General features: G+C 42.6%; 24 protein-coding genes and 2 pseudogenes. 11 read left to right on the plus strand and 15 right to left on the minus strand.

Features of this window, described 5'->3' with window-relative positions:
- From ICN47_RS07725 to ICN47_RS07735, 3 genes and pseudogenes are all read left to right on the plus strand, one after another.
- Positions 1–794: IS3 family transposase (locus tag ICN47_RS07725; protein ID WP_216219370.1), on the plus strand; the 794-nt coding region annotated here is incomplete at its 5' end.
- Between the two features lie 117 nt (positions 795–911).
- A pseudogene (locus ICN47_RS07730) lies at positions 912–1214 on the plus strand (integrase core domain-containing protein); the annotation flags it as partial.
- A gap of 169 nt (positions 1215–1383) precedes the next feature.
- Positions 1384–2829 (plus strand): CoA transferase, encoded by a 1446-nt coding sequence (locus ICN47_RS07735; RefSeq protein ID WP_215302937.1) that lies wholly within the window; start codon positions 1384–1386, stop codon positions 2827–2829.
- Between the two features lie 64 nt (positions 2830–2893).
- Here the strand turns inward: ICN47_RS07735 and ICN47_RS07740 are convergent.
- Positions 2894–3565: pseudogene (locus ICN47_RS07740) on the minus strand (IS3 family transposase); the annotation flags it as partial.
- 270 nt (positions 3566–3835) lie between these two features.
- Positions 3836–4876 carry an STAS-like domain-containing protein gene (locus tag ICN47_RS07745; RefSeq protein ID WP_216219371.1) on the minus strand — a complete coding sequence of 347 codons (1041 nt, stop codon included), beginning with the start codon at positions 4874–4876 and terminating at the stop codon, positions 3836–3838.
- A 515-nt stretch (positions 4877–5391) separates the two neighbouring features.
- Here ICN47_RS07745 and ICN47_RS07750 point away from each other — a divergent pair.
- The gene (locus ICN47_RS07750; protein ID WP_112209611.1) at positions 5392–5892 is read left to right on the plus strand and encodes a hypothetical protein; all 501 of its coding nucleotides are present in this window, start codon (positions 5392–5394) and stop codon (positions 5890–5892) included.
- Positions 5893–6192: 300 nt separating this feature from the next.
- Here ICN47_RS07750 and ICN47_RS07755 read toward each other — a convergent pair whose 3' ends face one another.
- Together ICN47_RS07755 and ICN47_RS07760 are read right to left on the minus strand one after the other, a co-directional pair.
- Positions 6193–6471, minus strand: coding sequence for a type II toxin-antitoxin system RelE/ParE family toxin (locus ICN47_RS07755; RefSeq protein ID WP_216219372.1), 279 nt, complete (start codon positions 6469–6471; stop codon positions 6193–6195).
- On the minus strand, positions 6471–6680 hold the full coding sequence (locus ICN47_RS07760; RefSeq protein WP_112209613.1) for a hypothetical protein: 210 nt from the start codon (positions 6678–6680) through the stop codon (positions 6471–6473). Before ICN47_RS07760 ends, ICN47_RS07755 begins: the two co-directional genes overlap by 1 nt.
- A 345-nt stretch (positions 6681–7025) precedes the next feature.
- Between ICN47_RS07760 and ICN47_RS07765 the strand changes: the two genes are divergently transcribed.
- From ICN47_RS07765 to ICN47_RS07775, 3 genes are all read left to right on the plus strand, one after another.
- Positions 7026–7412, plus strand: a complete 387-nt coding sequence (locus ICN47_RS07765) for a DUF6641 family protein (RefSeq protein ID WP_255538969.1) — start codon at positions 7026–7028, stop codon at positions 7410–7412.
- Entirely contained in the window at positions 7409–7558 is a 150-nt protein-coding gene (locus ICN47_RS07770; RefSeq protein ID WP_216219374.1) for a hypothetical protein, read from the plus strand. Before ICN47_RS07765 ends, ICN47_RS07770 begins: the two co-directional genes overlap by 4 nt.
- A gap of 377 nt (positions 7559–7935) precedes the next feature.
- Positions 7936–8598, plus strand: a complete 663-nt coding sequence (locus ICN47_RS07775; RefSeq protein ID WP_216219375.1) for a putative quorum-sensing-regulated virulence factor — start codon at positions 7936–7938, stop codon at positions 8596–8598.
- On the opposite strand, the gene ICN47_RS07780 is transcribed toward ICN47_RS07775, so the two are convergent.
- Positions 8590–9660 carry a Fic family protein gene (locus ICN47_RS07780; RefSeq protein ID WP_112209627.1) on the minus strand — a complete coding sequence of 357 codons (1071 nt, stop codon included), beginning with the start codon at positions 9658–9660 and terminating at the stop codon, positions 8590–8592. The two genes, ICN47_RS07775 and ICN47_RS07780, sit on opposite strands and share 9 nt — an antisense overlap.
- A gap of 113 nt (positions 9661–9773) precedes the next feature.
- Complete coding sequence (locus tag ICN47_RS07785; protein WP_216219376.1) at positions 9774–11138, minus strand: hypothetical protein; 1365 nt, start codon at positions 11136–11138, stop codon at positions 9774–9776.
- 245 nt (positions 11139–11383) lie between these two features.
- Between ICN47_RS07785 and ICN47_RS07790 the strand changes: the two genes are divergently transcribed.
- Positions 11384–11884: a hypothetical protein gene (locus ICN47_RS07790; protein ID WP_215292738.1), complete on the plus strand. Its 501-nt coding sequence runs from the start codon at positions 11384–11386 to the stop codon at positions 11882–11884.
- A gap of 731 nt (positions 11885–12615) precedes the next feature.
- Here the strand turns inward: ICN47_RS07790 and ICN47_RS07795 are convergent.
- The 3 genes from ICN47_RS07795 to ICN47_RS07805 are packed head-to-tail and all read right to left on the minus strand — an operon-like array spanning position 12616 to position 13397.
- Positions 12616–12801 carry a hypothetical protein gene (locus tag ICN47_RS07795; protein WP_216219377.1) on the minus strand — a complete coding sequence of 62 codons (186 nt, stop codon included), beginning with the start codon at positions 12799–12801 and terminating at the stop codon, positions 12616–12618.
- A 4-nt stretch (positions 12802–12805) separates the two neighbouring features.
- Positions 12806–12952 (minus strand): hypothetical protein, encoded by a 147-nt coding sequence (locus ICN47_RS07800; RefSeq protein WP_216219378.1) that lies wholly within the window; start codon positions 12950–12952, stop codon positions 12806–12808.
- Positions 12953–12956: 4 nt separating this feature from the next.
- Entirely contained in the window at positions 12957–13397 is a 441-nt protein-coding gene (locus ICN47_RS07805; RefSeq protein WP_216219379.1) for a DUF6641 family protein, read from the minus strand.
- Between the two features lie 1085 nt (positions 13398–14482).
- On the opposite strand from ICN47_RS07805, the gene ICN47_RS07810 reads away from it, so the two are divergent.
- On the plus strand, positions 14483–15058 hold the full coding sequence (locus ICN47_RS07810) for a site-specific integrase (protein WP_216219380.1): 576 nt from the start codon (positions 14483–14485) through the stop codon (positions 15056–15058).
- Positions 15059–15233: 175 nt separating this feature from the next.
- Here the strand turns inward: ICN47_RS07810 and ICN47_RS07815 are convergent, their stop codons facing one another.
- Positions 15234–15773, minus strand: coding sequence for a hypothetical protein (locus ICN47_RS07815; protein ID WP_216219381.1), 540 nt, complete (start codon positions 15771–15773; stop codon positions 15234–15236).
- A gap of 175 nt (positions 15774–15948) precedes the next feature.
- Here ICN47_RS07815 and ICN47_RS07820 point away from each other — a divergent pair, with 175 nt between their 5' ends.
- Positions 15949–17313, plus strand: a complete 1365-nt coding sequence (locus ICN47_RS07820) for a hypothetical protein (RefSeq protein WP_216219382.1) — start codon at positions 15949–15951, stop codon at positions 17311–17313.
- On the opposite strand, the gene ICN47_RS07825 is transcribed toward ICN47_RS07820, so the two are convergent.
- The 5 genes from ICN47_RS07825 to rpsU all read right to left on the minus strand — a co-directional run bounded on the left by ICN47_RS07825 (position 17291) and on the right by rpsU (position 24247).
- The gene (locus tag ICN47_RS07825; RefSeq protein ID WP_216219383.1) at positions 17291–18505 is read right to left on the minus strand and encodes a tyrosine-type recombinase/integrase; all 1215 of its coding nucleotides are present in this window, start codon (positions 18503–18505) and stop codon (positions 17291–17293) included. The genes ICN47_RS07820 and ICN47_RS07825 overlap by 23 nt on opposite strands.
- 214 nt (positions 18506–18719) lie before the next feature.
- Positions 18720–21275 (minus strand): RNA polymerase sigma factor RpoD, encoded by a 2556-nt coding sequence (gene rpoD / locus ICN47_RS07830; protein WP_216219384.1) that lies wholly within the window; start codon positions 21273–21275, stop codon positions 18720–18722.
- A gap of 223 nt (positions 21276–21498) precedes the next feature.
- Entirely contained in the window at positions 21499–23430 is a 1932-nt protein-coding gene (gene dnaG / locus ICN47_RS07835; RefSeq protein WP_216219385.1) for a DNA primase, read from the minus strand.
- Positions 23431–23467: 37 nt separating this feature from the next.
- Positions 23468–23914 (minus strand): GatB/YqeY domain-containing protein, encoded by a 447-nt coding sequence (locus ICN47_RS07840; RefSeq protein ID WP_216219386.1) that lies wholly within the window; start codon positions 23912–23914, stop codon positions 23468–23470.
- 120 nt (positions 23915–24034) lie between these two features.
- Positions 24035–24247, minus strand: a complete 213-nt coding sequence (gene rpsU / locus ICN47_RS07845; protein ID WP_011903537.1) for a 30S ribosomal protein S21 — start codon at positions 24245–24247, stop codon at positions 24035–24037.
- 77 nt (positions 24248–24324) lie between these two features.
- On the opposite strand from rpsU, the gene tsaD reads away from it, so the two are divergent.
- Positions 24325–25410 carry a tRNA (adenosine(37)-N6)-threonylcarbamoyltransferase complex transferase subunit TsaD gene (tsaD, locus tag ICN47_RS07850; RefSeq protein WP_216219387.1) on the plus strand — a complete coding sequence of 362 codons (1086 nt, stop codon included), beginning with the start codon at positions 24325–24327 and terminating at the stop codon, positions 25408–25410.

A 25410-nucleotide genomic window follows, 5' to 3' on the forward strand; every position in this document is an offset into this window, starting at 1 on the left:
GCTATTACGCCTGGCTTAAAGAGCCACTCTCGTCTCGAGCGTGTGAGAACCAAATGATTGTGACCCAGATTAAGCAAGCGTGGCTGGCAAGCGGCACCATCTATGGTTATCGCAAGATCCATGATGATCTGCAAGATCTGGGGATTGCTTGTGGTGAACAGCGGGTGTATCGCTTGATGAAGGCGCAAGGCCTACGCTCTCAAACAGGTTACAAGCGCAAACCACGGCATCATGCTGGTAAGCCTCATGTCACCGCTCCCAATCACCTGGCTCAGCAGTTTGATGTTTTAGAGCCTAATGAGACCTGGGTAACGGACATTACTTATATCCGCACGCATGAGGGTTGGCTGTACCTGGCGGTGGTCTTGGATTTATTCTCCCGCCAGATTGTAGGCTGGTCGATGCAAGGACGGATGGATAAGGAGCTCGTAGTCTCAGCTTTGCTGATGGCTTTATGGAAACGCAAACCCCAGCAAACCGTGATGATCCACTCCGATCAAGGCAGCCAGTTTTCTAGTTACGAGTGGCAGGCGTTCTTAAAAGAACACAACCTCAAGCAAAGCATGAGTCGGCGCGGAAACTGCCATGACAACGCTGTAGTCGAGAGCTTTTTCCAACTACTCAAGCGGGAGCGGATCAAACGTAAAACCTATGCCAGCAGAGCAAAAGCAAGAGAAGATATCTTTGATTACATCGAAATGTTTTACAACCCGGTTAGACGCCATAGTTACAACAATGGGCTTTCTCCGGTAAGATTTGAACAGCAGTACCAAGCGAGGTTGGCAAGTGTCTAGGATATTGGTAGCGATTCAGTTTAAGTGGTCAGCCATAGCAATACTCCTTATTGATGATCTCGCAATCACCAGCATGGCTTAAATTGCTGCGGCTGACTACCATTCTGCATGTACTACGGTCCGGAGTTCGTAGCTCAAGTATTGCGAGATTGGCTCAAGGAAATTGGGGTTCAAACTGCTTACATTGAACCAGGCTCGCCTTGGGAAAATGGCTTTTGCGAAAGCTTCAATGGAACCCTTAGAGATGAGCTTCTTAATGGGGAGATCTTCTACAACCTAGAAGAAGCCAAGGTTCTAACCAAGCAATGGAAGGATCATTACAACCAAGTAAGGCCACATAGTTCGTTGGGTTATAGACCACCAGCACCACAGGCAATGTTGCCTAGAATTACTCAAATCCAACCTAGCTATATGCAATGATTTAATATAGAAAATCTCTCACTGGCAGTGGTACTAAATTGACAGCAGTTCATTTAGTGGGGTATTCTTAATTAAAACCGAACACAAATATTGGCATTAATGATGTCAAGTCAATTAAACTTTTTCTGTATTTATATAACTAATACAAATTTAATTAAAGGTAAATTTTATGGCCCAGGTCGACAGCAAATCTGCACAACAAGCGCTAGACATGATGCTCAGCGCAATTGGAAAGCGTGAAGCAGATTTTAAGGAAAAAGTTACTATTTTGGGTAAGGACCCAATACTTGCATCCCGCCATCGATTTGGTGAGTTGATGGCTGCAGCACAAGCTGCATTAGGCATGGCCCTAAGTGATATCTGGGTAGCGCGTGGTGGTAAGCCACAAAGCGTTACTACGAGCGTTGAAAGTGGCGTTCACCAGCATCATGGAATTGCATACATGAGACAGAATGGACGTCAATTGCCGTTTACTGACTTTGGTGAGGCTGGAGGTAATGTTGATTCACCGATGAGTGCCGAGTTTTACCCCACTCGTGATGGCCGATTCGTGAAGATCGAGCTTTTCTATCCACGCTTACGAGATGCCATGTTTAAAGTTCTCAAGTGTGAGCCAACCCGATTTGCAGTTGAAGCGGAAATTATGAAGTGGAATGCCGAAGAGCTTGAATTAGCTATTCGAAAAGAGGCTGGTGCAATTGGTATGGTTCGGACTGCTGAAGAGTGGTGGGCGCACCCAGTGGGCGCTCGTTTGGCGAAGAAGCCAGTTGTTGAAATAGAAAAAATTGGTGACAGCGATCCCATTCCTTTTCCGGCCGGTGCCTTAGATCAACCTCTAACTGGTATGAAAGTATTGGATTGCACCCACGTGATTGGTGGACCGATCACAGGTCGAACCCTGGCAGAGTTTGGCGCTGATGTCTTGCACCTAAGTAAGCCAAATTACCCCGATCATCCCAATTGGCGTTTAGAAACTGATATTGGTAAAAGGGCGGCGTATTGTGATTTCGATGTCGAAGAAGACCAGCGTCAGTTCTTTAAGCTGCTTCAAAACGCTGACGTATTTACTTGCTCTTATTTGAATCTAGATCAACGCGGAATCTCCCCTAAACGTTTAGCAACTAGTCGCCCAGGAATTATTTCTCATGAATTAAGATGTTTTGATTTTGAGGGGGAGTGGGCAAACTTTAGGGGTTTTGACATGCTTGCGGTAGCTGTTTCTGGATATGTTGATTCGGAGGGCGCGGTAGATGCACCGATCATGCCATTACAGGTAATTTTTGCTGACTATTTAGCTGCCTATGTGGGTTCGGCAGCGGTTGCAGCGGCGTTATACCGTCGCTCTATTGAAGGCGGTAGTTATCAGATTCGCGTCTCTTTAACCAGAATGTGTATGTGGGCTCAAGAAGTGGGCTTGCTAGATGCAAGTGCTTTAGGCGGTGCCTTGCCTTTCGCGGATATTGTGAAGGAAGCCGATTTACCAACTGCAAAGATTAAAGGTCCTTTTGGAGAAGTTACTTATTTGCCAAGTCAGATAGCTATGCCTGACATTAAGCCTGGCTTTAAGTTTGGCACTCAACCACTAGGTTCTTCATTATTAGAATGGGTTAATTAAAAAATTGATTCATTAACAAAAAAGCCACCCTAGTGAACTGACCCCCAGTAGTTGGACAGTTTAGTTAGGTTAGCACGAGGGATTGAGTTCGGTATTGCACCGGGCTCAATCCCTTTAGTTTTTGTTTGATTCGATCATGGTTGTAGTAGTGGATGTATTCCTCTAGCTTTGCCTTAAATGACTGAACATCCTCAAACTTCTTTTGGTAGAAGAACTCGGTCTTCATAATCCCAAACCAGTTCTCCATGACAGCGTTATCTAGGCAATTGCCTTTTCTAGACATGCTTTGAGTAATGCCTTGCTGGTGAAGGGCCTGTTGATACAGCCCCATCTGGTATTGCCAACCCTGGTCTGAGTGCAACATAGGTTTGTCTTTTGGTCCCAGTTGTTTAAATGCGCTTTGGAGCATTTGCATGACCGAGCTAATCTGTGGCCGATCAGCAATCTCATAGGAGATGATCTCTTGGTTGTATAGATCTAAGATCGGTGAGAGATACACCTTCTCACCTTTGATATTGAACTCAGTGACATCAGTGACCCACTTCTGATTAGGTTTGCTTGCTCCAAAGTTACGCTCTAGTAAATTGGGTGCCACCTTACCGATAGTGCCTTTATAGGACCGATAGCGCTTAGGGCGAACAGTGGACTTTAGGCCAAGTTGACCCATCAGCTTTTGCACGGTCTTGTGGTTTAAGTATTGCTGTTGATTACGTAGCTCTAAATGTACCCGCCGATATGGCTTACTTTGATATGGAGTCTTCTCGGGTACAAGCCTTAGAAAACCCATTTGGTCCCAAAGTATTGGGGATGTGATTGGTAAAGGTGTAAACCATGTGGTCGGTACCGGACGTAAAGCATGTGTCCGGTACGTACCTAAGGGGGGATTACCGGCCCACCAGGACTTGAACCTGGGACCAAAGGCTTCTGGTTTCTGTAGCCTTTACCGCTCCCTGAGCTATGCCATCATCATATCCATTCCTGAACTTTGTTGGGTGCCGTAGTGTCTCTATCCTAAATTGCTTTGAGCAGCCTTAATCATTTTTTTAACCTCTAAGCTCTCATTAATAGGGTGAATGGTAATTTGCGGATTTTGTTTAATAAAAACACGAAACACTTCGTCCGCAAAGGCCTGACCAATTGATCCAACACCTTTAAAATCTAATAGTACAGTCTTAAAACGATCAACACGATTTAAAATTCGCTTCGCCTGCGAACGCGAAATAAGTTGCCCACCTTCGTATAGAGCCAACTTCACTGGAACAACGGTTTTATTAAACGCATAATCTTCATCTTCCGTACCACTAAAACTATCAAATACCGTACGCAATACTCTTTCTGAATTAAGCGCTATTTTCATGACAACCCTGGTTCCTTGATGACTGTTTTCGTTATGTAGTAAAAAGTCTATTTCCGAACCGTCAGCATGCGTAAAGACTAAATCACCAGAGAAAATAAAGAATTCATCAAAAGCTCGGGATGAGAAAAAGATTCCTTGCCCAGTATGATTTCTTGGATCAGTTGTAAGCTTTCCTTTGCTCAACTCCAAAATAGACTCACGTGGATTATGTAACTTCAATAATCTAGCAATATGGTTAAAAATTCCCTCGCCATTGTCAACAATAGCTATTGAAACAAAATCAGGCGTTCTTTCTACATGAATATAGACCTCAGTACCTTCCGAATGATCAATGGCGTTGTTTAGCATTTCAGTAAAGCCGTAATGGCAAATATTGGCAATTTCTTTAGGCAAGCCATTAAATATTTCACTAAAGTCACTTGAATAGACTTCAGACTCCTCCAGTCCCTTTAATTTAAATAGACCGTCATGAAATCGCTTTATACCTAATTGATATACACGCGCCTTGGTACTTCCGCTGGAAGCTAAAAATCCATCCTTAACTAAGGCTGCAAAATGTGCATGGATAGCCTGCCTAGTAAGGCCAAACTTTGCCATTGCAGCATGAGCTAAATCGAGTTGATTGGCTTTAACGCCATTTACCAAGAACTGGCGTACCTCTTGGGAGCGCTTTGTATTGGCAAATTTCATGTCTATTTTTGTAAAGTTTTATGGAATTATTGTAAAGTTTTATGAAATCATTGTAAAGTTTTTAGTCAGGAATTGACAAGAAACCCTGCTTAAATAGCGTTTAACGATACTCTGAGTCTCTTTTAACCCTATTAACCGCCAAACTAAGTTGGGTTTCTTTGATAGTGGCTCGTATCCACTTGTTATCCACTTTATAGCGACATTGCCATACGGCACTATGCTCGCGTTGATAGAGGGTTGGGTACGGTGTATGAGTTGATGTGTACTTTCTTTTTTAATTGCCGTACACATACTTTAGCTTCTGACACCAGGCTAGGACAACCTCTTTGGATGAATTACTGGGGTCAATTTAGCCAAAAGAACTTGTGGCTAGTTGTGGTGGCTAATGGCAATAAATCGAGAATGAGCGTTACTTTAAGTAACGGTAAGGCTTATGGATTTTAATAAAATTCAAACTTTTTACCGCATATGGTAAAAAGAAAGTTGACCTTAGACCTAATCAGAGGCGCCTTCCAATGTTTTATTTACACTGCTCAAAACAATTATTAGATCGGGTCTCTTTAGGCGTAAACAAACCCGCTGGGAAGGGAGACAATATTTTGGGCAATTGGTATGCTAAGGCAATATTTTCAAAACCTCAGGTGGCGTTGTTTGTAAATGAAAGAACCCTACTACCAGTTTTGATGCCACTAGCTCCAGCATCAAACCTAGTAGAGCGATTCCCACAATACCTATTTAAGATCTTGCTTTCTCAAGGTGTAAGCGAATCTTTTATGCAACAGGAGTTAGATCATCTTGATAAGGTGATTTATTGCAAATCAACCAATCGCAGCATCATTGGCATTTTAAATATGTTTACTTATCATCTAGAAGGCAATCAGTCCATGCATTATGCAGATAATTGCTTTTCACTCTCAATGATGATGGCCGATACTCCCTGTGGACCACTCTACAAAAGCACAATCACACCTGGTAATGCTCTAAGGGAATTCGCTCTGAGTGGACAAATTCATTAATTTATATATCCTGCAAAACGTTACTTAAAGTAACGCTCAAAAGACAAAACCCCCACCATTGCTGATGAGGGTTTGCTTTTCTGGTGGGCCCTACCAGGACTTGAACCTGGGAGCCAAGGATTCCGATTTGTGTAGCTTTCACTACTCCCTGGACTATTCCTTCACCGTATTCATTTCTGAACTTAGATGGGTGCCGTATAGTCTCTACACGCTCAAAGTATTTCTACCTTTAGCTTTCTGCGAATTTGACACCATTCACCCAGCGACTATCACTATGAATCATTGAATTAAAGACGCTCATTACTCGTCTTGACGTTTTAAATTTCTATAGAAATTTTCATGCGGGCCAAATGTTAATAGTTTGATACTTTCTGCATCCAAAATTCGATACGCCAATAAACATTGTTGCTGAGACAACCTAAATTTATAAACGTATACGCCTAACAAATCTCCCACCTTTGCCTCGCCGATCTCAGGATCTTTGCAAATAAGCTTAAGTGCAGCATCTAACTCTAGCTTTTGCGGTGTATGCAGTTTTTTTGTAGCCTTTGCAAAAGTGGCCGTGACCAGTAAACGCATTAGTTAAAAACGTACTCACCAACGACTGGCTCTTGATCGGCAATCAAGATCTCGCGAATCAAAGAGAATGGCAAATCTGGGTTTTCTTGAGCGATCTTGCCAATTTGCGACCAATACTCAATCTGCTTAGGTACTGAGCGATGCTCAACACTTCCAAACACTTTAGCTTGCTCAACAAGGTTTTCCGATAATTTCACGTTAATAGACATGATTGTTCTCCGTTAGGTGGTTCCATTATAGCGCAATAAGTTCCTTTTGGGAACCTATATAAATGACCCGCTTTTACCTTGTCATATAGCAAATAAGCCCTTAAGGATCACTGGAATCCCAGAATTTTTACGAATTCCATTTCCACCAACAACTCCTTAGCCTTATTCACAGCCAAATCAAACTGAGTCTCTTTAGTAGTAGCTCGTATCCACTTGTTATCCACCTTATAGCGACATTGCCATACGGCACTATGCTCGCGTTGATAGAGGGTTGGGTACGGTGTATGAGTTGATGTGTACTTTCTTTTTTAATTGCCGTACACATACTTTACCAAACCCGCCAAATTGCCCACTGTTGTCCAAAGGCGTAATAAGCTATCCGATAAGCTGTGGGAGCAAATTCAATTAGCAGAAGCTAAAAATGCAGGGGCTAGCTATGCCCCACTCAAAACCAAGCGATTAAAAGATATTGAAGGCAATATTAAAACTCTTGAAGTGCCCAAACGCATTAAGCCCTGGTGGTTTACTGCCCAAAATGGCAAGTCCTGCCTCGTTGTGCGCTATGGGTCAAAGACCATAGAAATAGCCCAAGGTAAAACAGCTATTGAACTAGATAAGCCTGAAGAGCTTATTCGCACACTAGAGATGATTAAGACTGCTGTGGAAGCTGGTGAACTAGATGCACAAATTGAGCGAGCAGCTGGACTACTTAAGGAAGGATTTTCCAAATGAAACAATATATTCTTTGGGTGCGCATTAGCCAAACCCAAACCGCCAATACGATTGTGTATGCGGAAGGTCAATATGAAGCCAAACAATTGGGTGAGATGCAGTACGGGATAGGCAATGTTCTTAATTACACAGAAATGCATGATTGATTGCTATTGGCTTAAATACAGTTATGCGCTTCTATGAATTCGGAATCAAACCCATTAAAACAATCAAACCCCTTACCCCTGAAAAAGCCAGACTAGCTAGCCTAAAGAATGGCAGTGAAAGAGCCAAGAAACTGTATAAGGCAGAAAAGGAAAGGCAAAATCTTATCCAAGTTCAACGCAAGATTTTTAACTTATCTAGACCCTAGCCAATTTCAAATTGATGTGAATTCGGCTGGTTTCTGGTGGTTTTCACTCAAAAAAGGGATTGATTATCCAAACGACAGACAGGCTATGCGAGGCTCATGCCAAATGCTATTGCCACCGTTACTTAAAGTAACGCTCATAATTACACCCATAACTACCCACCCTAATTACCCATGTCCAAAACCATTATTTTCGATACCGAAGCTACAGGCATTAAAGAACCCGTATTAATAGAAGCTGCTTGGGTTGAACTTGCATCTATTGAACCCTTTACTATTACCAGCCCTTTCGTGCAGCGTTATAACCCTGGTAAACCCATTACTCTAGGTGCGCTAGCCACACATCACATCATGGATGAAGAGTTAGTCAATTGCCCACCGGCCGCTAGCTTTACCCTGCCTGGACACGTGGACTACATCATTGGGCACAACGTGGACTTTGACTGGGAAGTAATTGGTAAACCTGAAATCAAACGTATCTGTACACTGGCACTTGCTCGTAAACTTTGGCCTGATTTAGATAGCCACAATCAAAGCGCACTGATGTATTACTTAGAGCGAGCTACAGCACGCGAGCAATTACGTAATGCCCATTCAGCCCTTGTTGATGTGGGTATTTGCGCAGTGATCCTAGATCACATTTGTCAGCAGCTAGACGTTAAAACCGTTGAAGAATTGTATGGGGAATCTGAGAAAGCTAGAACCCCAACCACCATGCCATTTGGCAAACATAAAGGAATGTTGCTAGCGGATGTTCCTAGTGATTACAAGCAGTGGTTACTAACTCAAGGAGATATTGATCCCTACTTACGGAAGGCTTTGGAAGGCTTAACTTAAAAGAATTTGATTCAAAGCGGTATTAATGTAGTAATTAATACGCCCAATTTTTCTCTTTTCTAAAAATCCATCCTCAGCAAGCTTATCAAGATACTTGGTTGCTGTAAGTCTGGAAATTTTTAGATCACGCATCACAAATTCAATCTTTGTATATGGGTGAGCAAATAGATTGTTGATTAAATCTTGGCTATAAAATTTATGCTTATCCCTAATGCGATGTTTATAGTCATATAGAGCATTTTTTATTTCATTAATTTTTTTAATAGTTTGACCCGATGTATCGCGTACTGCCTCTAGCATGTACAGAACCCATTCTTCCCAAGCATCATCATCACGCACCGCTTGCAAGAGTCGGTAGTATTCTGATTTATTGCGAACGATATAGTTACTTAAGTAGAGAACAGGTATGTTTAGCAGCCGTTCTTTCACTAGATAGAGCACGTTAATAATTCTGCCTGTGCGGCCATTGCCATCGTAAAACGGATGAATGCTCTCAAATTGATGGTGAATCAAAGCCATTTTGATCAATGGATCAACTTGATACAAATCTGAATCGTTGATAAAACGCTCAAGCTGTTTCATTAATTGAATAATTTCTTCGGGATCTTGTGGTGGCTCATATACGACATCGCCTTGGGAGTTCTTTAGGCTAGTGCCGGGCAGCTTTCTGTAACCTGCATTATTTCGCTCAAGCTCTGCCTGAATTAGCAAAATATGATTACTAGTTAATAAATCTGACTCACACACTTGCGCAAAACCAATTCTGAGTGCCTGCCTATAGCGTAAGACTTCTTTGGCAGCAGAACCATCAACTGATTCTGGCAACAGATCGTCTTTAAAAAGCTCATCATGAGTGGTTACGATGTTTTCAATTTCAGAGCTATCCTTAGCTTCTTGCAGACCAAGCGTATTAATTAATATGCCTTGATTTGGAATGGTTGCCGCCACCCCTTTTAGCTCAGCAAGTAGCCGGCTGCTTTCCGCTAATTTTTTTAAAATAGCTGGAGTATCAAATCTTGCGCCATCCAGGCTTTCAAGCGGCTGTATTTTGGGTGTATGCATGTTCTTTTAATATGTATAGAAAAACGATATTTTTATACATGTTAGCATCGATCTATATAGAAAAGAGCATTTTTTAACAGGCAAACACCCTTTTTGCACAAAAATTCAGCAGTCTAGGCTAATACAGCCCCTATCTTTAATGCCTCATTCTTTTGGATCTGCTTCTTGCTAGGATAGTTATCAGCCGCCTTACTATCCGCCTCAATGAGCTTTCTAGTATTAGTCCCACGCAATTGCTCAATAGCCTGTATTACCTGTAAGTGACTATAGTGCCTCTCAATCATTAAGACGCTAGTACCCATTTGTTTGGCTAGAGTATGAATAGGTACCATATCGTGAGTAAGCGCTAACGTGGCATAGGTATGACGCAGGCTATAGAACACCCGCTTTTGATTGGTCTTAGGATCTATTAGTAAACCATGGTCGGCTAGGAAGCCATCAAACATATGGTTTAAGACATCGCTTAAATCTCTGCCTTCTTTGGTTCTAAAGATGTAGTCATCGTTAGTGGGTTTAATCAGCTCAGCCAATGGATCTTTAATTGAGCTAGCCACGCCGTAGTTTCGCAAAGCAATCCGCTCTAAAACTCTAATGCTAGGCAAGCGTCCAATAATCTGCCGTTGCCCTGTTTTACCTTTTACTGTCATCTCACAACTACGGTTTAGACTATGCACTTCAATGACTTCACCCTCCTCATCCAATTGATCTGTGACTGTACTAATAGGGTTCATCATGAAACGGATTTGCTTCCATTTCATATCCAATAGTTCTATGCCTGGCCTTGCCCCTGTATCAACCAACATCTCTACATAATCTCTAAGAATCTCTCTGCGCTCACGCACATCCCGAGTTCTGCCTGATTCTATGTATGGACCCAGAAGTTTTAATACGGCCCTGAGTTCATGCAATTCAAATGCAGGACGGCGAACGCTCTCTTTAGTTTTGCCATCTAGCTTGGGGCGATTACTCTCTGTTAGGTAACCCCTAACAATAGCTTCATCAAAAACTCGATTAAATGCGGCATTTTGGGTTTTACGATTGCTGTTCGACAAAGCCAATCCATACTTAGCCTCACGATCGTCGTAGTACTGCTGCAGGGCATCGTAATCAATATTGGTAATGAGCCTTTGCCCAAGACTGGGTATGAAATGCTCATTAATAATACGGATATAGTCTTTGTAGATTGACTTACCCAATCCGCCCTTTAAATCTCGCTCCATCCGATCAATAGCCAGCATGGCGATATCTTTAAAGCGTTTGGTTACCACTGGGATGCCAGAGCGCTTGCGAATCTCTGCTTCTACCAATAGCTCTTTAGCTTTATTAACCGCCAAATCAAGCTGGGTCTCTTTGGTAGTTGCCCGTATCCACTTGTTATCTACCTTATAGCGACATTGCCATACGGCACTATGCTCGCGTTGATAGAGGGTTAGGTTACGGTGTATGAGTTGATGTGTACTTTCTTTTGCAGTTGCCATACACATACTTTAGCTTCTGACACCAGGCTAGAGCAACCTCTTTGGATAAATTACTGGGGTCAATTTAGCCAAAAGAAAGTGTGGCTATATATGGTGATTATTGGGGTGTTTATGGGGTACTACGAAGGGACAAGCGTTACTTAAAGTAACGCTTGGATTTATGGGTTTCAATACAATTCAAATACTTGATACTACATATGGTAAAAAGTAAGGCGACCTTAGACCTAATCAAGAGATACTTTCCAATGTTTTATTTACACTGCTCAAAACAATTATTAGATCGGGTACCTTCAGGCGTCAACGAACCCGCCGGGAAGGGAGACAATATTTTGGGTAATTGGTATGCTAAGGCAATATTTTCAAAACCACAGGTAGCCTTATTTGTAAATGAAAGAACCCTGCTACCAGTGTTGATGCCTCTAGCCCCAGCATCGAACTTGGTAGAACGATTCCCACAATACCTATTTAAGATCTTGCTATCTCAAGGTGTAAGTGAAGCTTTTATGCAACAGGAATTAGATCATCTTGATAAAGTGGTGTATTGCAAATCAACTAATCGCAGCATCATTGGTATTTTGAATATGTTCACCTATCACCTAGAAGGCTATCAGTCCATGCATTATGCAGATGATTGCTACTCACTCTCAATGATGATGGCCGATACTCCCTGTGGACCACTTTACAAAAGTACAATCACACCTGGTAATGCTCTGAGAGAATTTGCATCGAGTGGGCAGATTCACTAGCTTGATAAAACTGTTACTTAAAGTAACGCTCAAAAGACAAAACCCCCACCATTGCTGATGAGGGTTTGCTTTTCTGGTGGGCCCACCAGGACTTGAACCTGGGACCAAAGGATTCCGGTTTGTGTAGCTTTCACTACTCCCTGGACTATGCCTTCATCATATTCAAACTTAACATCTGAACTTAGATGGGTGCCGTCTAGTCTCTACACCTTCAACAGCACTTTCACGCTGAAGCTTGGCTCGGCGTTAGCGTATCTATTACTAGACTTAGCTTTCTCCGAATTTGACACCATCCCATATACAGTTTCCACGTATATGGCACAACTTACGCCATGAGTCCTCTGCTCTAACCAACTGAGCTATAGGCCCTAAAACTTTACTTTTACTGCACACCTTTTAACGGGTGTTTTTTACTGCAAAACCACATAAAAACCGCATTTACTACACACCTCGGTTTTTGCTCCGGTGTGTAAGCGGTGTGTAAGCAATTTTGACTACCTAATTCACCACTAAGCTCTTGAATCTATTGAGGTCTTTATTGCAAGACCCCAAGGGCTTCTTTCTTATGAGTCCTCTGCTCTAACCAACTGAGCTATAGGCCCGTTAAATCTTGCGTAAATCTGTAAGTGGCTATTGTAATAGTTTTCCCTATGCTGACGAATGTTCTGACTGTGCCAACCTTTCCCAACCTTTACACCTTATAGGGTGCGAGTGTTTAATAATGCCTTAGTCTAGCTAGAAAGTGACTGACGAGCCTTGGCCAATTGAGCTTGTGCCTTAGCCACTTGCTGACGCTGACGCTCTGCTTTGACAGCTTCTTGACTGCGTTTAACTTGTTGCTTGAGCGTGTCAATACGCTGTTGCTGTGGCGTCAGTGGCTTTATAGGCTTGATGGTGGCGACTTCTTTGACGAGCATAGGCTTAGTGGATTTGCGTAGGAATACTAATCACATTGTTGGCGCCAAACTGCGCTTGCAATATCTTTTGTGCTTCAAGCGTGGAAGTGGCGAACACCACCGTAGTCACCACCATTCCACTTGCCCTTACTGTTGCACGAAACTGTTTCATATAACTACTTATCAAACACCTTACGCACATTGACGCTTGCGTTGTTGATTTGTGCATCTAGCTCACCACTCTCTACTGCTTGCTTGACAAGCTCTAATGCTTTAATTAACGCTGAAGCACTATCTACTTCAATGCTGCCTTTGCCTTTAGTAAGTTCAATGGTTTGAGTGCCATATCTAATGCTCACGCACATCTTGCCTTGTTCATTCTTAAACCACCACTCACGAATACGCTTGGGAACTTCTACTTGTTTGCGTAGGCCTGTTTCCTTATCCACCACACTCTTATATTTCTTTACTACAAACTGCGTGCCTTCAATTTGACTTTTTGCTAATTGAATTTGCTCCCATAGTTTGTTTGATAGTTTATTTCTGCGTAAAACAATTTGTGGCAGATGTGTAGGCTTTTTTGCTGTTGATAATTTCAATACGTCTAATGTGCTCATTTGCTTCTCCAAGTTGGTATATAGATATGGTTTAACAAAAAGCAGACTTTTTTAATCTATAAAAACCCTGCTTTTCCTTAAACCCCATATACCTACTGTAGCTTCAGCCTATGCACTTGGACGACCACTATTTGCCACCAAACACCAAATCAGACCATCTCAAACCAAACAAATCACCTATAAATAATTAGCTTTGTTTGGTCTTGCATAAATAAAATACAAATGAGATAAAGGTTGGCACGCCGTTTACTATAGTGCTCTTAAATCCGTTCTGATGTGTGACGGTATGAAAGGGTTGCTCATTACTCGCTTCTTCACTATATCTACTCAGCAATACTGATTAGATACTTAAATGACGCCACCTTGTGGCAGTTACATTATGTGAAGTCGTAATAGTTGGTAATGCAGTGATGCGTGAATAAAGTGAGTAGGACGCCACATTAAACCTACAAACACTCCACAAAGCTACTGATATACGCTGTGGAAGTGTTGCGTTAGACGAGCACTTAAAAGGTGATAGCAGAACCTACCTTCCTTGTTAAATCAAGTTGTGTGTGTATCAGTTATGAAAACCTCAGTAAAAGTATTTACGAGATTACTCAATAAGCCACGCTTATTTTAGTAAGCGTGGCTTATGCTTCCTAGTAAAAGATATCTAATAGCAAATTCAATTAAATCAATTAAAGTTAATTAAAAAAGAAAGTGCTGAATAAAAGCGATAGCTTTTATGAAGGCACAAGTTAGCGTAGCTAACTTCTAAACAAACACATCAAATTGCTTCTACAAGCAATTTAATCTAACTATCTAATAGCAACACAGCTGAGAATTAAACACACAGCACATAGACGCTATACGCAAGTCTATTGAAGAATGTGGGAAATAGACGACAAAGCCAATAAATACCTCATACCAAATATTTAACGAAGAACCTTTGGTATTGGTTCAAAAACAGTGGTTCTCATACGCAAGTCATTGATTATTGGAAGAAATTACACATGAATGAATATTGGCAACAAGAGGTAGGAAAAAATAAACAAAGAAAACACAATCTAGCTATAGCAAACCTTTATTTTGGAAAGAACACTATGGCCAAGCAAGCAAAAGTATTAAACAACATGGAAATACGCAAAGTGCTTGATTATGTTGCTACACGCAAGCACAGCGCACGCAATAGAGCATTAGTAATGATGATGTTTAACACAGGCATGCGTGTCAGCGAAGTAGCAAGTCTTCGCATTAAAGATGTTGTAGATATGGAAGGCAATATAAAGAACGAAATACTATTATTGGCTGAGAACACAAAGACTAATGAAGCACGCACAGTATTCGTCAATGAGAAATTACGTAAAGAACTACAGCAATACTCAAAGTTACTCACTTGTGACAATATCAATGCCAAGTTCTTCTACAGTCAAAAGCGAGATAGCGATGGATTTACAGCCAATACACTAACGCAACACTTCCATTACTTGTATAAGCGTTTGGGTTTGGATGGCTGTTCAAGTCACTCAGCAAGACGAACCTTCATCACCACCTTAGCCAACAAAGGTATTGGTGTGCGTGTGATTATGGGTTTAAGTGGACACAAGGCACTGAGTAGCGTGCAATGCTATATAGATTGCAATAGTGAGCTTATGAGAAATGCTGTGGAGATGGTGTAGTTTGACCAAGTTGGGAACTTGGTTTGAGATGGTTTTTGGTGGTATGGATGGATGGTTTAGTTAAATGCAGTGTTTTTGGCTAAAAAAATGGGCTTGGAAGCTAGGTGGTATATGGGTTTATTAAAACGCAGGGTTTTTGTCTATATTCGCAAAAACACTGCTTTTTGCTAAACCACTACTTTTTCCTCTTTTCTAGTGCTTTTTCGTGCTCTCTCAAAATAGCCAATTGCTCTTTTTCTTCATCACTAGCTTGTTCCTCTAATTGCTTGCGTAGTGCATCTTCCATTGCATTTATTTCTCTGTCACGCTGATTGACGCTTGAGTGAGTGGCACCAAAACCAGCTCGTGCAAGCGCAATATTTCCAGCACTCAACATATTCTTACCTTCTTTTCCTGCCAAGCTCACTGCATCCATAAACACACGAGCTTTCTTTACTTCAAGTCTCTTTAACTCAGCCTTATAGCCATCTAATAAATTAGTTTCAGTTTCAGCTATAGCTTGCTTGTAGATTTCTATACGCACATCCCTAATTGTTTTCCAACCAATCTTCTTTTGCTCTTCTTCCGTTTTTGGTGGTTTATGTTTTTTTCGTAATGCTTGTTGTTCTGACCAAGCCTTCATTAGTCTTTGCTTTTGCTCATCATTCAACAAGGCATTGATATCTCTTGCTTCCAATGCTTCACCACGCTCAAGTTGCTCCAAACGCTTTTGCAAGCGTTCTGGTAGATGGGTGATGTTTAGTTTAGGCATGGTTTATATTCGAATTAACTCTCAACATATCAACTTCCTAGCAATAGAATTCGATACAAAGCTGTTAAGGGGAATAAGAAATTAAAATATATGGGATTAATTTGATAGTTATTTTAGTTATTACTATAATAATTTATTAATGACGATAAATGCCCATCACTCTCTCAGCATGCAATTTAAAAAAGTCGTTGGCTTTTTGCTTTGCATCTCCCTAACATCCTTGCTCTTGATTTACGAGAATCATATGCGAACCAATGCAATTGCGGGAGTATATTTTCACGGAATACCGTCAGAGAGCATGATGCAAACAATTTCAATAAGGGACCTTATAAATGAACCCTTAACCAGCATCTGGTATTTACACATACAGCCACCAATATTCGATTTTTTAAGAATGGTGCTGGGAAATATATTCTGGGATGGTGACTATCTTTCAACACAATACCAAGTTGATACTGGCCTTTACATATTATGGGCGGTGATTTATGGCCTTATGAGTCTCGTTATGTATAGCTGGCTAGTTAAGCTCACAGGAATATGGTTTGGGGTAATTGGCACAATTATATTTTCAGCCAGTCCAGCAATCCTTCTCTACTCCACAACGTTGGAAACCACCCTCCTATCTTCTTTTTTAATTTTTTGGTTTTTTTATCTTACTTGGAAAATTAAAAATAATGAAAGTGTGAGCACTCTTTTGCTTTCAGTATCTTTTTTGCTACTTTTTTTTACGAGGTCCATATTTCAATGGCCTTGGATAATAATTATTGGGGTTAGTCTTTTATTAATCGGGTATCCCAAGAAGAAATTATTTAAATTTATATTGATTACATCTGTAGTAATTAGCCTTTTTCTTTTTAAACAATATTATCTATTTGGAATTACCTCAACTTCAAGCTTCACGGGTATGAATTTATGTCGCTCGCTAGCGGTCTGTCAACAACATGTTATTGATGAAAAAACTATCGAGCATTCCAACCCAAAGGTATCTGTATTAATAAATAAAACCAAGTCGAATAATTCAGAAAATTTTAATAATAGCGTCCATCTTGAGCTGAACAAATTATATATCAATGATTATGTTTTTAAATTGAAGCATATGTCATTCCAAGATTTTATAAGCATGTATAAAACAAATTTATTACTTTATATGGAGCCGTCAAGTAACTATTTTTCTTCAAATCAAATTCTGAACTCCATCCCTATAAGATGGAAAAGCTATTCTGAAAAGTTGATGTCAGCGCCTGTGCTTCCTATTGTCCTTATATTTTTTTCTATGCATTATTTCCTTAGAACACCCTCTAAGAGTCTTATTAAAGATATTGGTTTTAGTTTTCCAATTTTTATAATTGCTGTGATTAGTATCGTTTTCGAATCTGGTGAAAATATGAGATTTAAATTTTTTATTGAGCCATTAATTTATCTTTTTATTAGTTCGCAGACTTATTATTTGATAACCTTTTATTTTAAAAAATATCAAATAGCTAAGCCAACTTCTCAGCACTGAGCATTGGAGTTATCTTGCTGTAGTGCTTTTCAATCATCAAAACACTTGTTCCCATTTGCCTTGCAAGCGTGTGAATATCAACACCTTTAGCCAAAGCCCTTGTAGCATAGGTATGGCGTAGGCTATACAGCGTTCGTCTTTGCCCTCCACTGTCAAACATCAAGCCACTGTGCTTCATTAGATTGCGAAAGATGTTTTCCATATTGCTGATTTGCTCGCCTGTAGTCAGTCTAAATATCAACTTATCTAGCTTGGCTTCAATCAAAGCGTCTAGCGTTGCGTAGGCAAGCTCTTGCCATTGCATGAGCCTTTCTAATACTGCCAATACTTCATTTTTGGCAATCAAGTAGCGTGGTCCAGTTTTGCCACTGACCCATATGCGTAGGTATTTCTTCTCCCCTATGTAGTGCCACTGCAAGTGTTTCCAACGCAAGGGTAAGGCTTCTGTGCCATGCCTAATGCCTGTATTGACGAGGAACTCTATATACACACCACACAAGATTCGCATCTGCCTTGTTCTTGCTGTGTAGGATGTTTCTATCCAACTTGGAACATAAGCTATCAATGCTTCCAACTCCCCATCACTAAAGGCTGGACGAGCACGACTCTTTTCTCCTTTGCTATCAAGCATTGGCACCACGCGAGTGCTACTAATCACTCCACGCTCTTTGGCTAGGTTGATGATGCGTATATAGGCTGATGAGTGATTACGCTTGGTGCTTTGCATAGGTATCCTTCCCATCACAGCTATACGCCATCCTTCAAAGTCCCTTACTAGCTCAGTAGTAATGTTTTCTACTGTGTAGTTGCCAAAAAAGGGAATAAGGTATTTGTTAGTGGCAAAGATATAGTCTCTATAAGTCCTCTTACCTACGCCACTTGCCATTGCTTGGGTCATCCCTTTTACTTCATCTACAGCAATCTGCTTAAAGGTCTTTGTGATTGGCGTAAGGCCTGCCTGCGTTTTGATTTGCACTGTTTGATAGATGAGCTCAGCCTTTGCAATAGCTTCATCTTTGTTTGGCGTGCATGTAGATTGAGAGTGCCATTTGTTATTGGCCAACTTAAATCGCACTTGCCAATGCTGTGTGCTAGAACGCTTATACAGCGTGGCTTTGCCACCTACTGCTTTGATATTCTTATCAGCGTCAGCATCCACTTGTGCAAGATTAAATTGTTGAAGTAGCGACATAGCACGCTAGTGTGCTGTCTAAAATATTATTTCGCGACTACAAACGCTTGAAGGTGTTGTCGCAAACCCACGCACCACCGTAGAAGGTGGTGCGTATTGAACTGATAGCTTTGCAATGCTAAGAACTAATGTTGTAAAACTGTCTTAGTCCTCTATCCAACTTTATGAGTCCTCTGCTCTAACCAACTGAGCTATAGGCCCTTTAGTCTTTGGTTCAATCTTCCTCGAGGAAGGTTTTGAGCTTGTCGCTACGGCTTGGGTGACGCATTTTTCTCAAGGCCTTAGCTTCAATCTGACGAATACGCTCACGTGTAACGTCAAACTGCTTACCTACTTCTTCGAGAGTGTGGTCTGTGCTCATCTCAACACCGAAACGCATACGCAATACTTTTGCTTCACGCGGTGTTAATGAATCGAGAACGTCTTTCACCACATCGCGCATAGAGTCATGCAATGCCGCTTCAGCTGGTGCCAATGTATTGCCATCCTCAATGAAGTCGCCTAAATGAGAATCTTCATCGTCACCAATTGGTGTTTCCATGGAGATCGGCTCTTTAGCAATCTTCATAATCTTGCGAATCTTGTCCTCAGGAATTTCCATCTTGAGGGCCAAGGTTGCGGCATCTGGCTCATGACCAGTTTCTTGCAAGATTTGACGGCTAATACGATTCATCTTGTTAATCGTCTCAATCATATGCACTGGGATACGGATCGTACGGGCCTGGTCAGCGATAGAACGCGTGATTGCCTGACGAATCCACCAAGTTGCATAGGTAGAGAACTTATATCCACGACGATATTCAAACTTATCTACTGCCTTCATCAAACCGATATTGCCTTCTTGGATCAAATCCAAGAACTGCAAGCCACGATTGGTGTATTTCTTAGCAATCGAGATTACCAAGCGTAAGTTGGCTACTGTCATCTCACGTTTAGCTTCACGAGCACGCTTCTCACCCGCGATCATTTGCTTGTTTACTTCTTTTAACTCTGGAAGTGGAATAACGACATTCTTCTGAATATCAATCAACTTCTGTTGAAGTTCTTGGATTGCAGGGACGTTACGCTCCAGGAGTGCGCTGTAAGGCTTATTCTCTTTGAGCAACTTATCAGTCCAAGTCAAATTCATGGACATCTTAGGGAAGTCTTTTAAAACTTCACTACGATTAACGCCAACCTTGTCTACCAACAAGCTTACGATGCCACGCTCGAGTTTCCATACTTGATCTACTTGTGAGCGCATGGTGTCGCATAACTTCTCAACACTCTTCGCTGTTAAGCGGAAACCAAGCAACTCAGCACGAATGGCATCTTGCGCCTTAACGTATGCAGGACAGTTGTAACCCTCTTTATCGAAAGCACGACGCATCTTGTCAGCTTGGGTACGAACGATTGCAAACTTCTCCAGGGAGATTTGCTTTAACTCTTCGAGCTGTTTAGCGTTTGCTGTTGCAGCACCACCGCCACCGCCGCCTTCATCTTCACCGCCTTCTTCATCACCCTCTTCTGCATCTGGGTCGATTTCTGGTTCTTCTGGTCCGAGCTTGATATCTTCCGCATTTGGGTCTACCAAGCCATCCACAAATTGATCGATTTCCATTTCGCCGCTAGCGATCTTATCTACGTTGCTCAAGATCTCGCCAATGGTGACTGGGCAAGCTGCTAAGGCCATCACCATGTCTTTGAGGCCAGCCTCAATCTTCTTGGCAATCACGATCTCGCCTTCGCGAGTCAGCAAATCTACTGTACCCATCTCACGCATATACATACGTACAGGATCGGTTGTACGACCAAATTCTGAATCCACTGTAGAAAGTGCTGCTTCAGCCTTTTCTTCCGCCTCTTCTTCAGATGCGGCAGCTTCGGTGTTATCAGACAGGATTAAGGTTTCTGCATCAGGCGCTTGTTCGTAAACAGTAATACCAATGTCGTTTAACAGGCTGATCAAAGTCTCTAATGCATCTGCATCAGACAATTCGTCAGACATCACGTCATTCATTTCGCCATGGGTTAAGTAACCCTTAGACATACCCATCTTGATCAAAGTCTTCAAGCGAGCACGACGTAACTCTTGTTGCTCTTCAGTACCTAACTGTTGGGCAGCAAATTCTTTTAAGAGCGCTTTTTCTTTTGCCTTACGCTCACGTGCTTTTTGACGTTCCGTTAGTACAGGCTCTGCGCCTTCTGCTGGCGCATCGGCTTTAGCTTTGCGACCACGCTTCTTTTCTTCCTCTACAACTTCTGGCGCTTCGGCTACTACATCCTTAGCTTTTTTACCTTTAAGTTCTTTTACTTCCTCGACCTTAGGAGCGGCAGCCTTTGCTTTTTTAGGGGCCTCAACTTTAACCTCCACCTTCGCTGCTTTCGCTGGCACTTTTGCAACAGGCTTCACTGGCTTCGCAGGGGCTTTCACTTTTGGTGCTGGGCTAGCAACTGCCTTTACTGACTTAACTGGAGCTTTTCCTTTTGGTGCAGGTTTAGCTGCTGCCTTTACTGGCTTAACTGGTTTTGCAGGCGCCTTCGCTTTTGGAGCGGGCTTGGCTAGAGTCTTTGCCTTCGGTGCTGGTTTGGCCGGGGCCTTCGCTTTTGACGCTGGTTTAGCAGCAGGCTTGGCTTTTGGGGCTGGCTTTGCGGCCGCTTTTACTGGCTTAGCAGGGGCTTTGGCTTTTGGCGCTGGTTTTGCTGGGGCTTTGGCTTTTGGCGCTGGTTTAGCAGCCGCTTTTACTGACTTAGCGGATTTAACTGGTTTTTTGGTCTTGGTATTAGGCATTTATTAGCACTTACTCACATTACTGTTATTGATATCGACTGATTAAGTACAGCCCCGTTGTCCACTTGCCCCAAATTTCTTGAAAACAAAGCGCAAGTAGCTGAATTAATTCGTTTTTTTCTTGGGAACAGAGGATTATAGTCGATTGCGACTTTTTTACCCTTTGTTCTCCTATAAATATGGGGGAATTTAAGGGAATTTCTAGGGGTATTTCAGAAAATTCTTAGGAGAATTTCAGTTTTTCGCCTAACTCGCGATATCTAGCCCGATCCTGGTCATTTGCCGTATTTCCAGCAATTTTCTGGGCAATGTCCGTCATTTCTTGTTTTAGGTGAGTCAATTCCAATTTTTTAAAGGCACCATCCAAATCAGCAGCGGCGCCATCAAGATCTAAATCTGAGTCCATCACTCGTTTTCTCAGCATTTCATAGAGCGGCGCCAACTCACTTCGAGAGAGTTGTTCCTGAAACATGGCAAAGGAGCCTGCACCTACAACACCAGGCTTACCATCTGCACCAGGAACTAATTCTACCTGATCGCATTGCACCAATAAATCCCTCATTAAATCGAGTGCTTTGCTTGAGCGTTGTTCAGCTGCCTTCAGTGCCAATGCACGTTTATTAGCATCGAGCGCTTTACCCAAATGCGGAAACTGAATCAATACCCGTAACATCTGTTCCGCCAAATCCGTAGGCGCTTTAGGCGGATCAATATTTTGTGTAGCAACACGCTTAGCTGAACCTTTCGATGCTTGCCAAGGTGCGCCTTGTCGATTGTTTGCATTTGGAAAATTATTTTGAGTACGTGTTTGCGTAGGCTGCTGCACTGGAGCAGGAGCCACCGATAAACCACAGAACGCTTCTAACTCTGCAGGAGTGGTATTGGTACGAATCGCTAATTCACGCAAAATTTGAGTACGCAGCGCAATCGGTGGCATCGAGAGCAATAAAGGCTTGGCAGCGTGGTGTGTATGTGCCCTACCCTCTGGGGTAGTAAGCTCATGCCCTTCGCTCACAATCTTAAAGAAGAAGCTAGAGATTGACATAGCCTCTTTGATGACTTTTTCAAATGCCGGTGCACCATAGGCACGTACATAGCTATCGGGATCATGCTCAGTTGGCAAGAATAAGAAACGAATTTCTTTATCGTCAGACATGAGTGGTAAACATGCTTCTAATGCACGTTGCGCTGCGCGTTGTCCGGCAGAGTCGCCATCAAAGGAAAACACGACCTTGTCTGTTTGACGCATCAGCATGCGCACGTGGTTTGCAGTACATGCCGTTCCCAGTGTTGCTACCGCATTCGGAAACCCAAGCTGTGCCAGAGCGACCACATCCATATAACCTTCGCACACTAAGACATACTCTTGCGCACGGATCGCTTGCCTTGCTTCAAACAAACCATAAAGCGTATTGCCTTTTGAAAACAAAGGCGTCTCTGGAGAATTTAAATACTTAGGCTCCCCCTGATCCAGGATGCGTCCACCAAAGCCAATCGTTTGCCCCTTTGGATTGCGAATGGGAAACATCACGCGATCACGAAAACGATCGTAACGCTTTACTGGCTGATTGTTATCTGTTTGCTCACCTTGAATTAACAGACCGCCCTCGAGCAAAGTCTTAGTAACTTCATCATTCGCGTAAGTGCCAAAGACTGCTTCTAATCCTTGCCAACCATCTGGGGCGTAGCCCAGCGCATAACGCTTAGCAATCTCTCCAGTTAAACCCCTGCCCTTGAGATAGTCGACCGCGTGAGGGTTACCTTTTAACTGTTGGCGATACCAATCGGCCGCCGAACTCATCACCTCGCTCAAGGCCATCGCCTGCTGTTTTCTTGCTACATCATTAGCAGTACGTTCTTCGCGTGGCACATCCAAACCAGCGGAACGTGCGAGATCCTCAATAGCATCCACATAACCCAAGCCGGAATACTCCATGAGAAAACTGATCGCTGAACCATGTGCCCCGCATCCAAAGCAGTGATAAAACTGCTTCGTTGGTGAAACAGAAAATGAGGGTGACTTTTCAGAATGAAACGGGCACAAACCTTGAAAGTTCGCACCCGCTTTTTTCAGTTTTACGTGTTGCCCAACCACATCAACGATGTCAACCCGATTCAAGAGATCGGCAATGAAAGATTGGGGAATGAGCGCCATGTAGCTAGTATGAAACGAATTCGCTTAATGAATTGGTTTACTTAGCGAGCGCAGCTTTAACTAAACCTGAAACCTTGCCCATATCAGCTTTGCCAGCCAGTTGGGCTTTCAGCGCACCAATGACTTTACCCATATCTTGAGGCCCTGCAGCTCCCGTTGAAGCTACTGCTGCAGCGACTGCCGCCTCGACTTCCGCATCAGATAACTGCGCTGGCAAGTAGGCTTGCAAAATTGTCATCTCACCAACTTCGATTGCTACCAAATCATCACGGCCTGCTTTTTCAAACTGGGAGATGGAATCTTTACGTTGCTTAATCATTTTTTCAACGGTAGCAATGACGCCCGCATCATCAACCACGATGCGCTCATCGACTTCACGCTGCTTAATAGCGGCCAATAAAAGGCGGATCGCGCCCAAGCGTGCAGTTTCTTTTGCGCGCATTGCGGATTTCATATCTTCAGTGATTTGATCTTTTAAAGTCATGACTAAGTTCCTGATGGATTTAATATTGAATGATTACTAGCGATTAAAAAGCAAAAACCCGCTGCGTCTCACCGTCAGCGGGTTTCAAAGCTTCTCGGTGAAGAGAGCTTTTAAATTCTATTAGTAAAGCTTCTTAGGCAACATTTGGCTGCGAATACGCTTGTAATGGCGTTTTGCAGCAGCGGCCTTCTTACGCTTACGTTCAGCTGTTGGCTTCTCGTAGAACTCGCGAGCACGCAAGTCGGTTAAAAGACCATTTTTTTCAATGGTGCGCTTGAAACGGCGTAATGCCACTTCAAATGGTTCGTTTTCGCGGAGGCGGACTGTAGTCATGCTTGTTTAACTCGTATATGCTCGATAAATATCGAAAAATTAACTGAATTGCGATTCTAGCACGACCAAGCGAAAAAATGATTGTTTTAGGAATAGAAACTTCTTGTGACGAGACCGGGGTGGCTTTATACAACACCAAACCCTGGGAAGAGGGCAAACCTGCGTTTTTAGGCATTCTAGGGCAAGGTTTGCATTCTCAAATCGCCATGCACCGGGATTATGGGGGCGTTGTTCCCGAACTCGCCTCCCGCGACCATATACGCCGGGTTTTACCCCTGTTAGATCAAACCATGGCCCAATCTGGCCTGAAAATGGCCGATATTGAAGCGGTGGCCTTCACCCAGGGGCCTGGCTTGGCTGGCGCCCTCCTCGTGGGTAGCGCTTTTGCCAAAGCCCTCGCTCAAAGCCTCAATCTCCCCTCAATTGGGGTGCATCATCTAGAAGGACACCTTCTTTCCCCTCTTTTGGGAGAGTCAGCCCCAGAATTTCCTTTTGTTGCCCTGTTGGTATCAGGTGGCCATACCCAGCTTATGAAAGTCTCTGGCATTGGTCAATACGAACTTCTAGGTGAAACCTTAGATGATGCCGCTGGTGAAGCATTCGATAAAACTGCCAAGCTGCTAGGTTTAGATTATCCCGGTGGTGCGGCCATCTCGAAGTTGGCTGAAAAAGGTCATCCAGGTATCTTTGACTTACCTAAACCCATGCTGCACTCAGGCGATTTAGATTTTTCTTTTTCAGGATTGAAGACTGCTGTACTCAATCAAGCAAAAAAATATGCTGCGAAAAATAATGTCGCGGTCGATGCAATCTATCCAGAGACTGAGCAATTTCGTGCTGACCTTGCCAGAAGTTTTGTTGATTCGATTGTTGCTGTTCTCGTTAGCAAATCTGAAAAATCCCTAAAACAAACAGGATGCAAAGATTTGGTCTTGGCCGGTGGTGTTGGCGCAAACTTACAGCTGCGGTCTGCATTAAATGCCATGGCGAAGAAAAATGGATTTGCTGTGCATTACCCACCTCTTGAGCTTTGCACCGATAACGGCGTGATGATTGCATTTGCAGGCGCATTGCGCATGCTCACAAAAAACAATGGCTCCACAACATCGGGAGCCTTTGATATCAAACCCCGCTGGGATTTGGCGAGTAATAACCTTAAATAA

It is taken from the genome of Polynucleobacter sp. AP-Latsch-80-C2 (assembly GCF_018882185.1).
Taxonomy (GTDB): domain Bacteria; phylum Pseudomonadota; class Gammaproteobacteria; order Burkholderiales; family Burkholderiaceae; genus Polynucleobacter.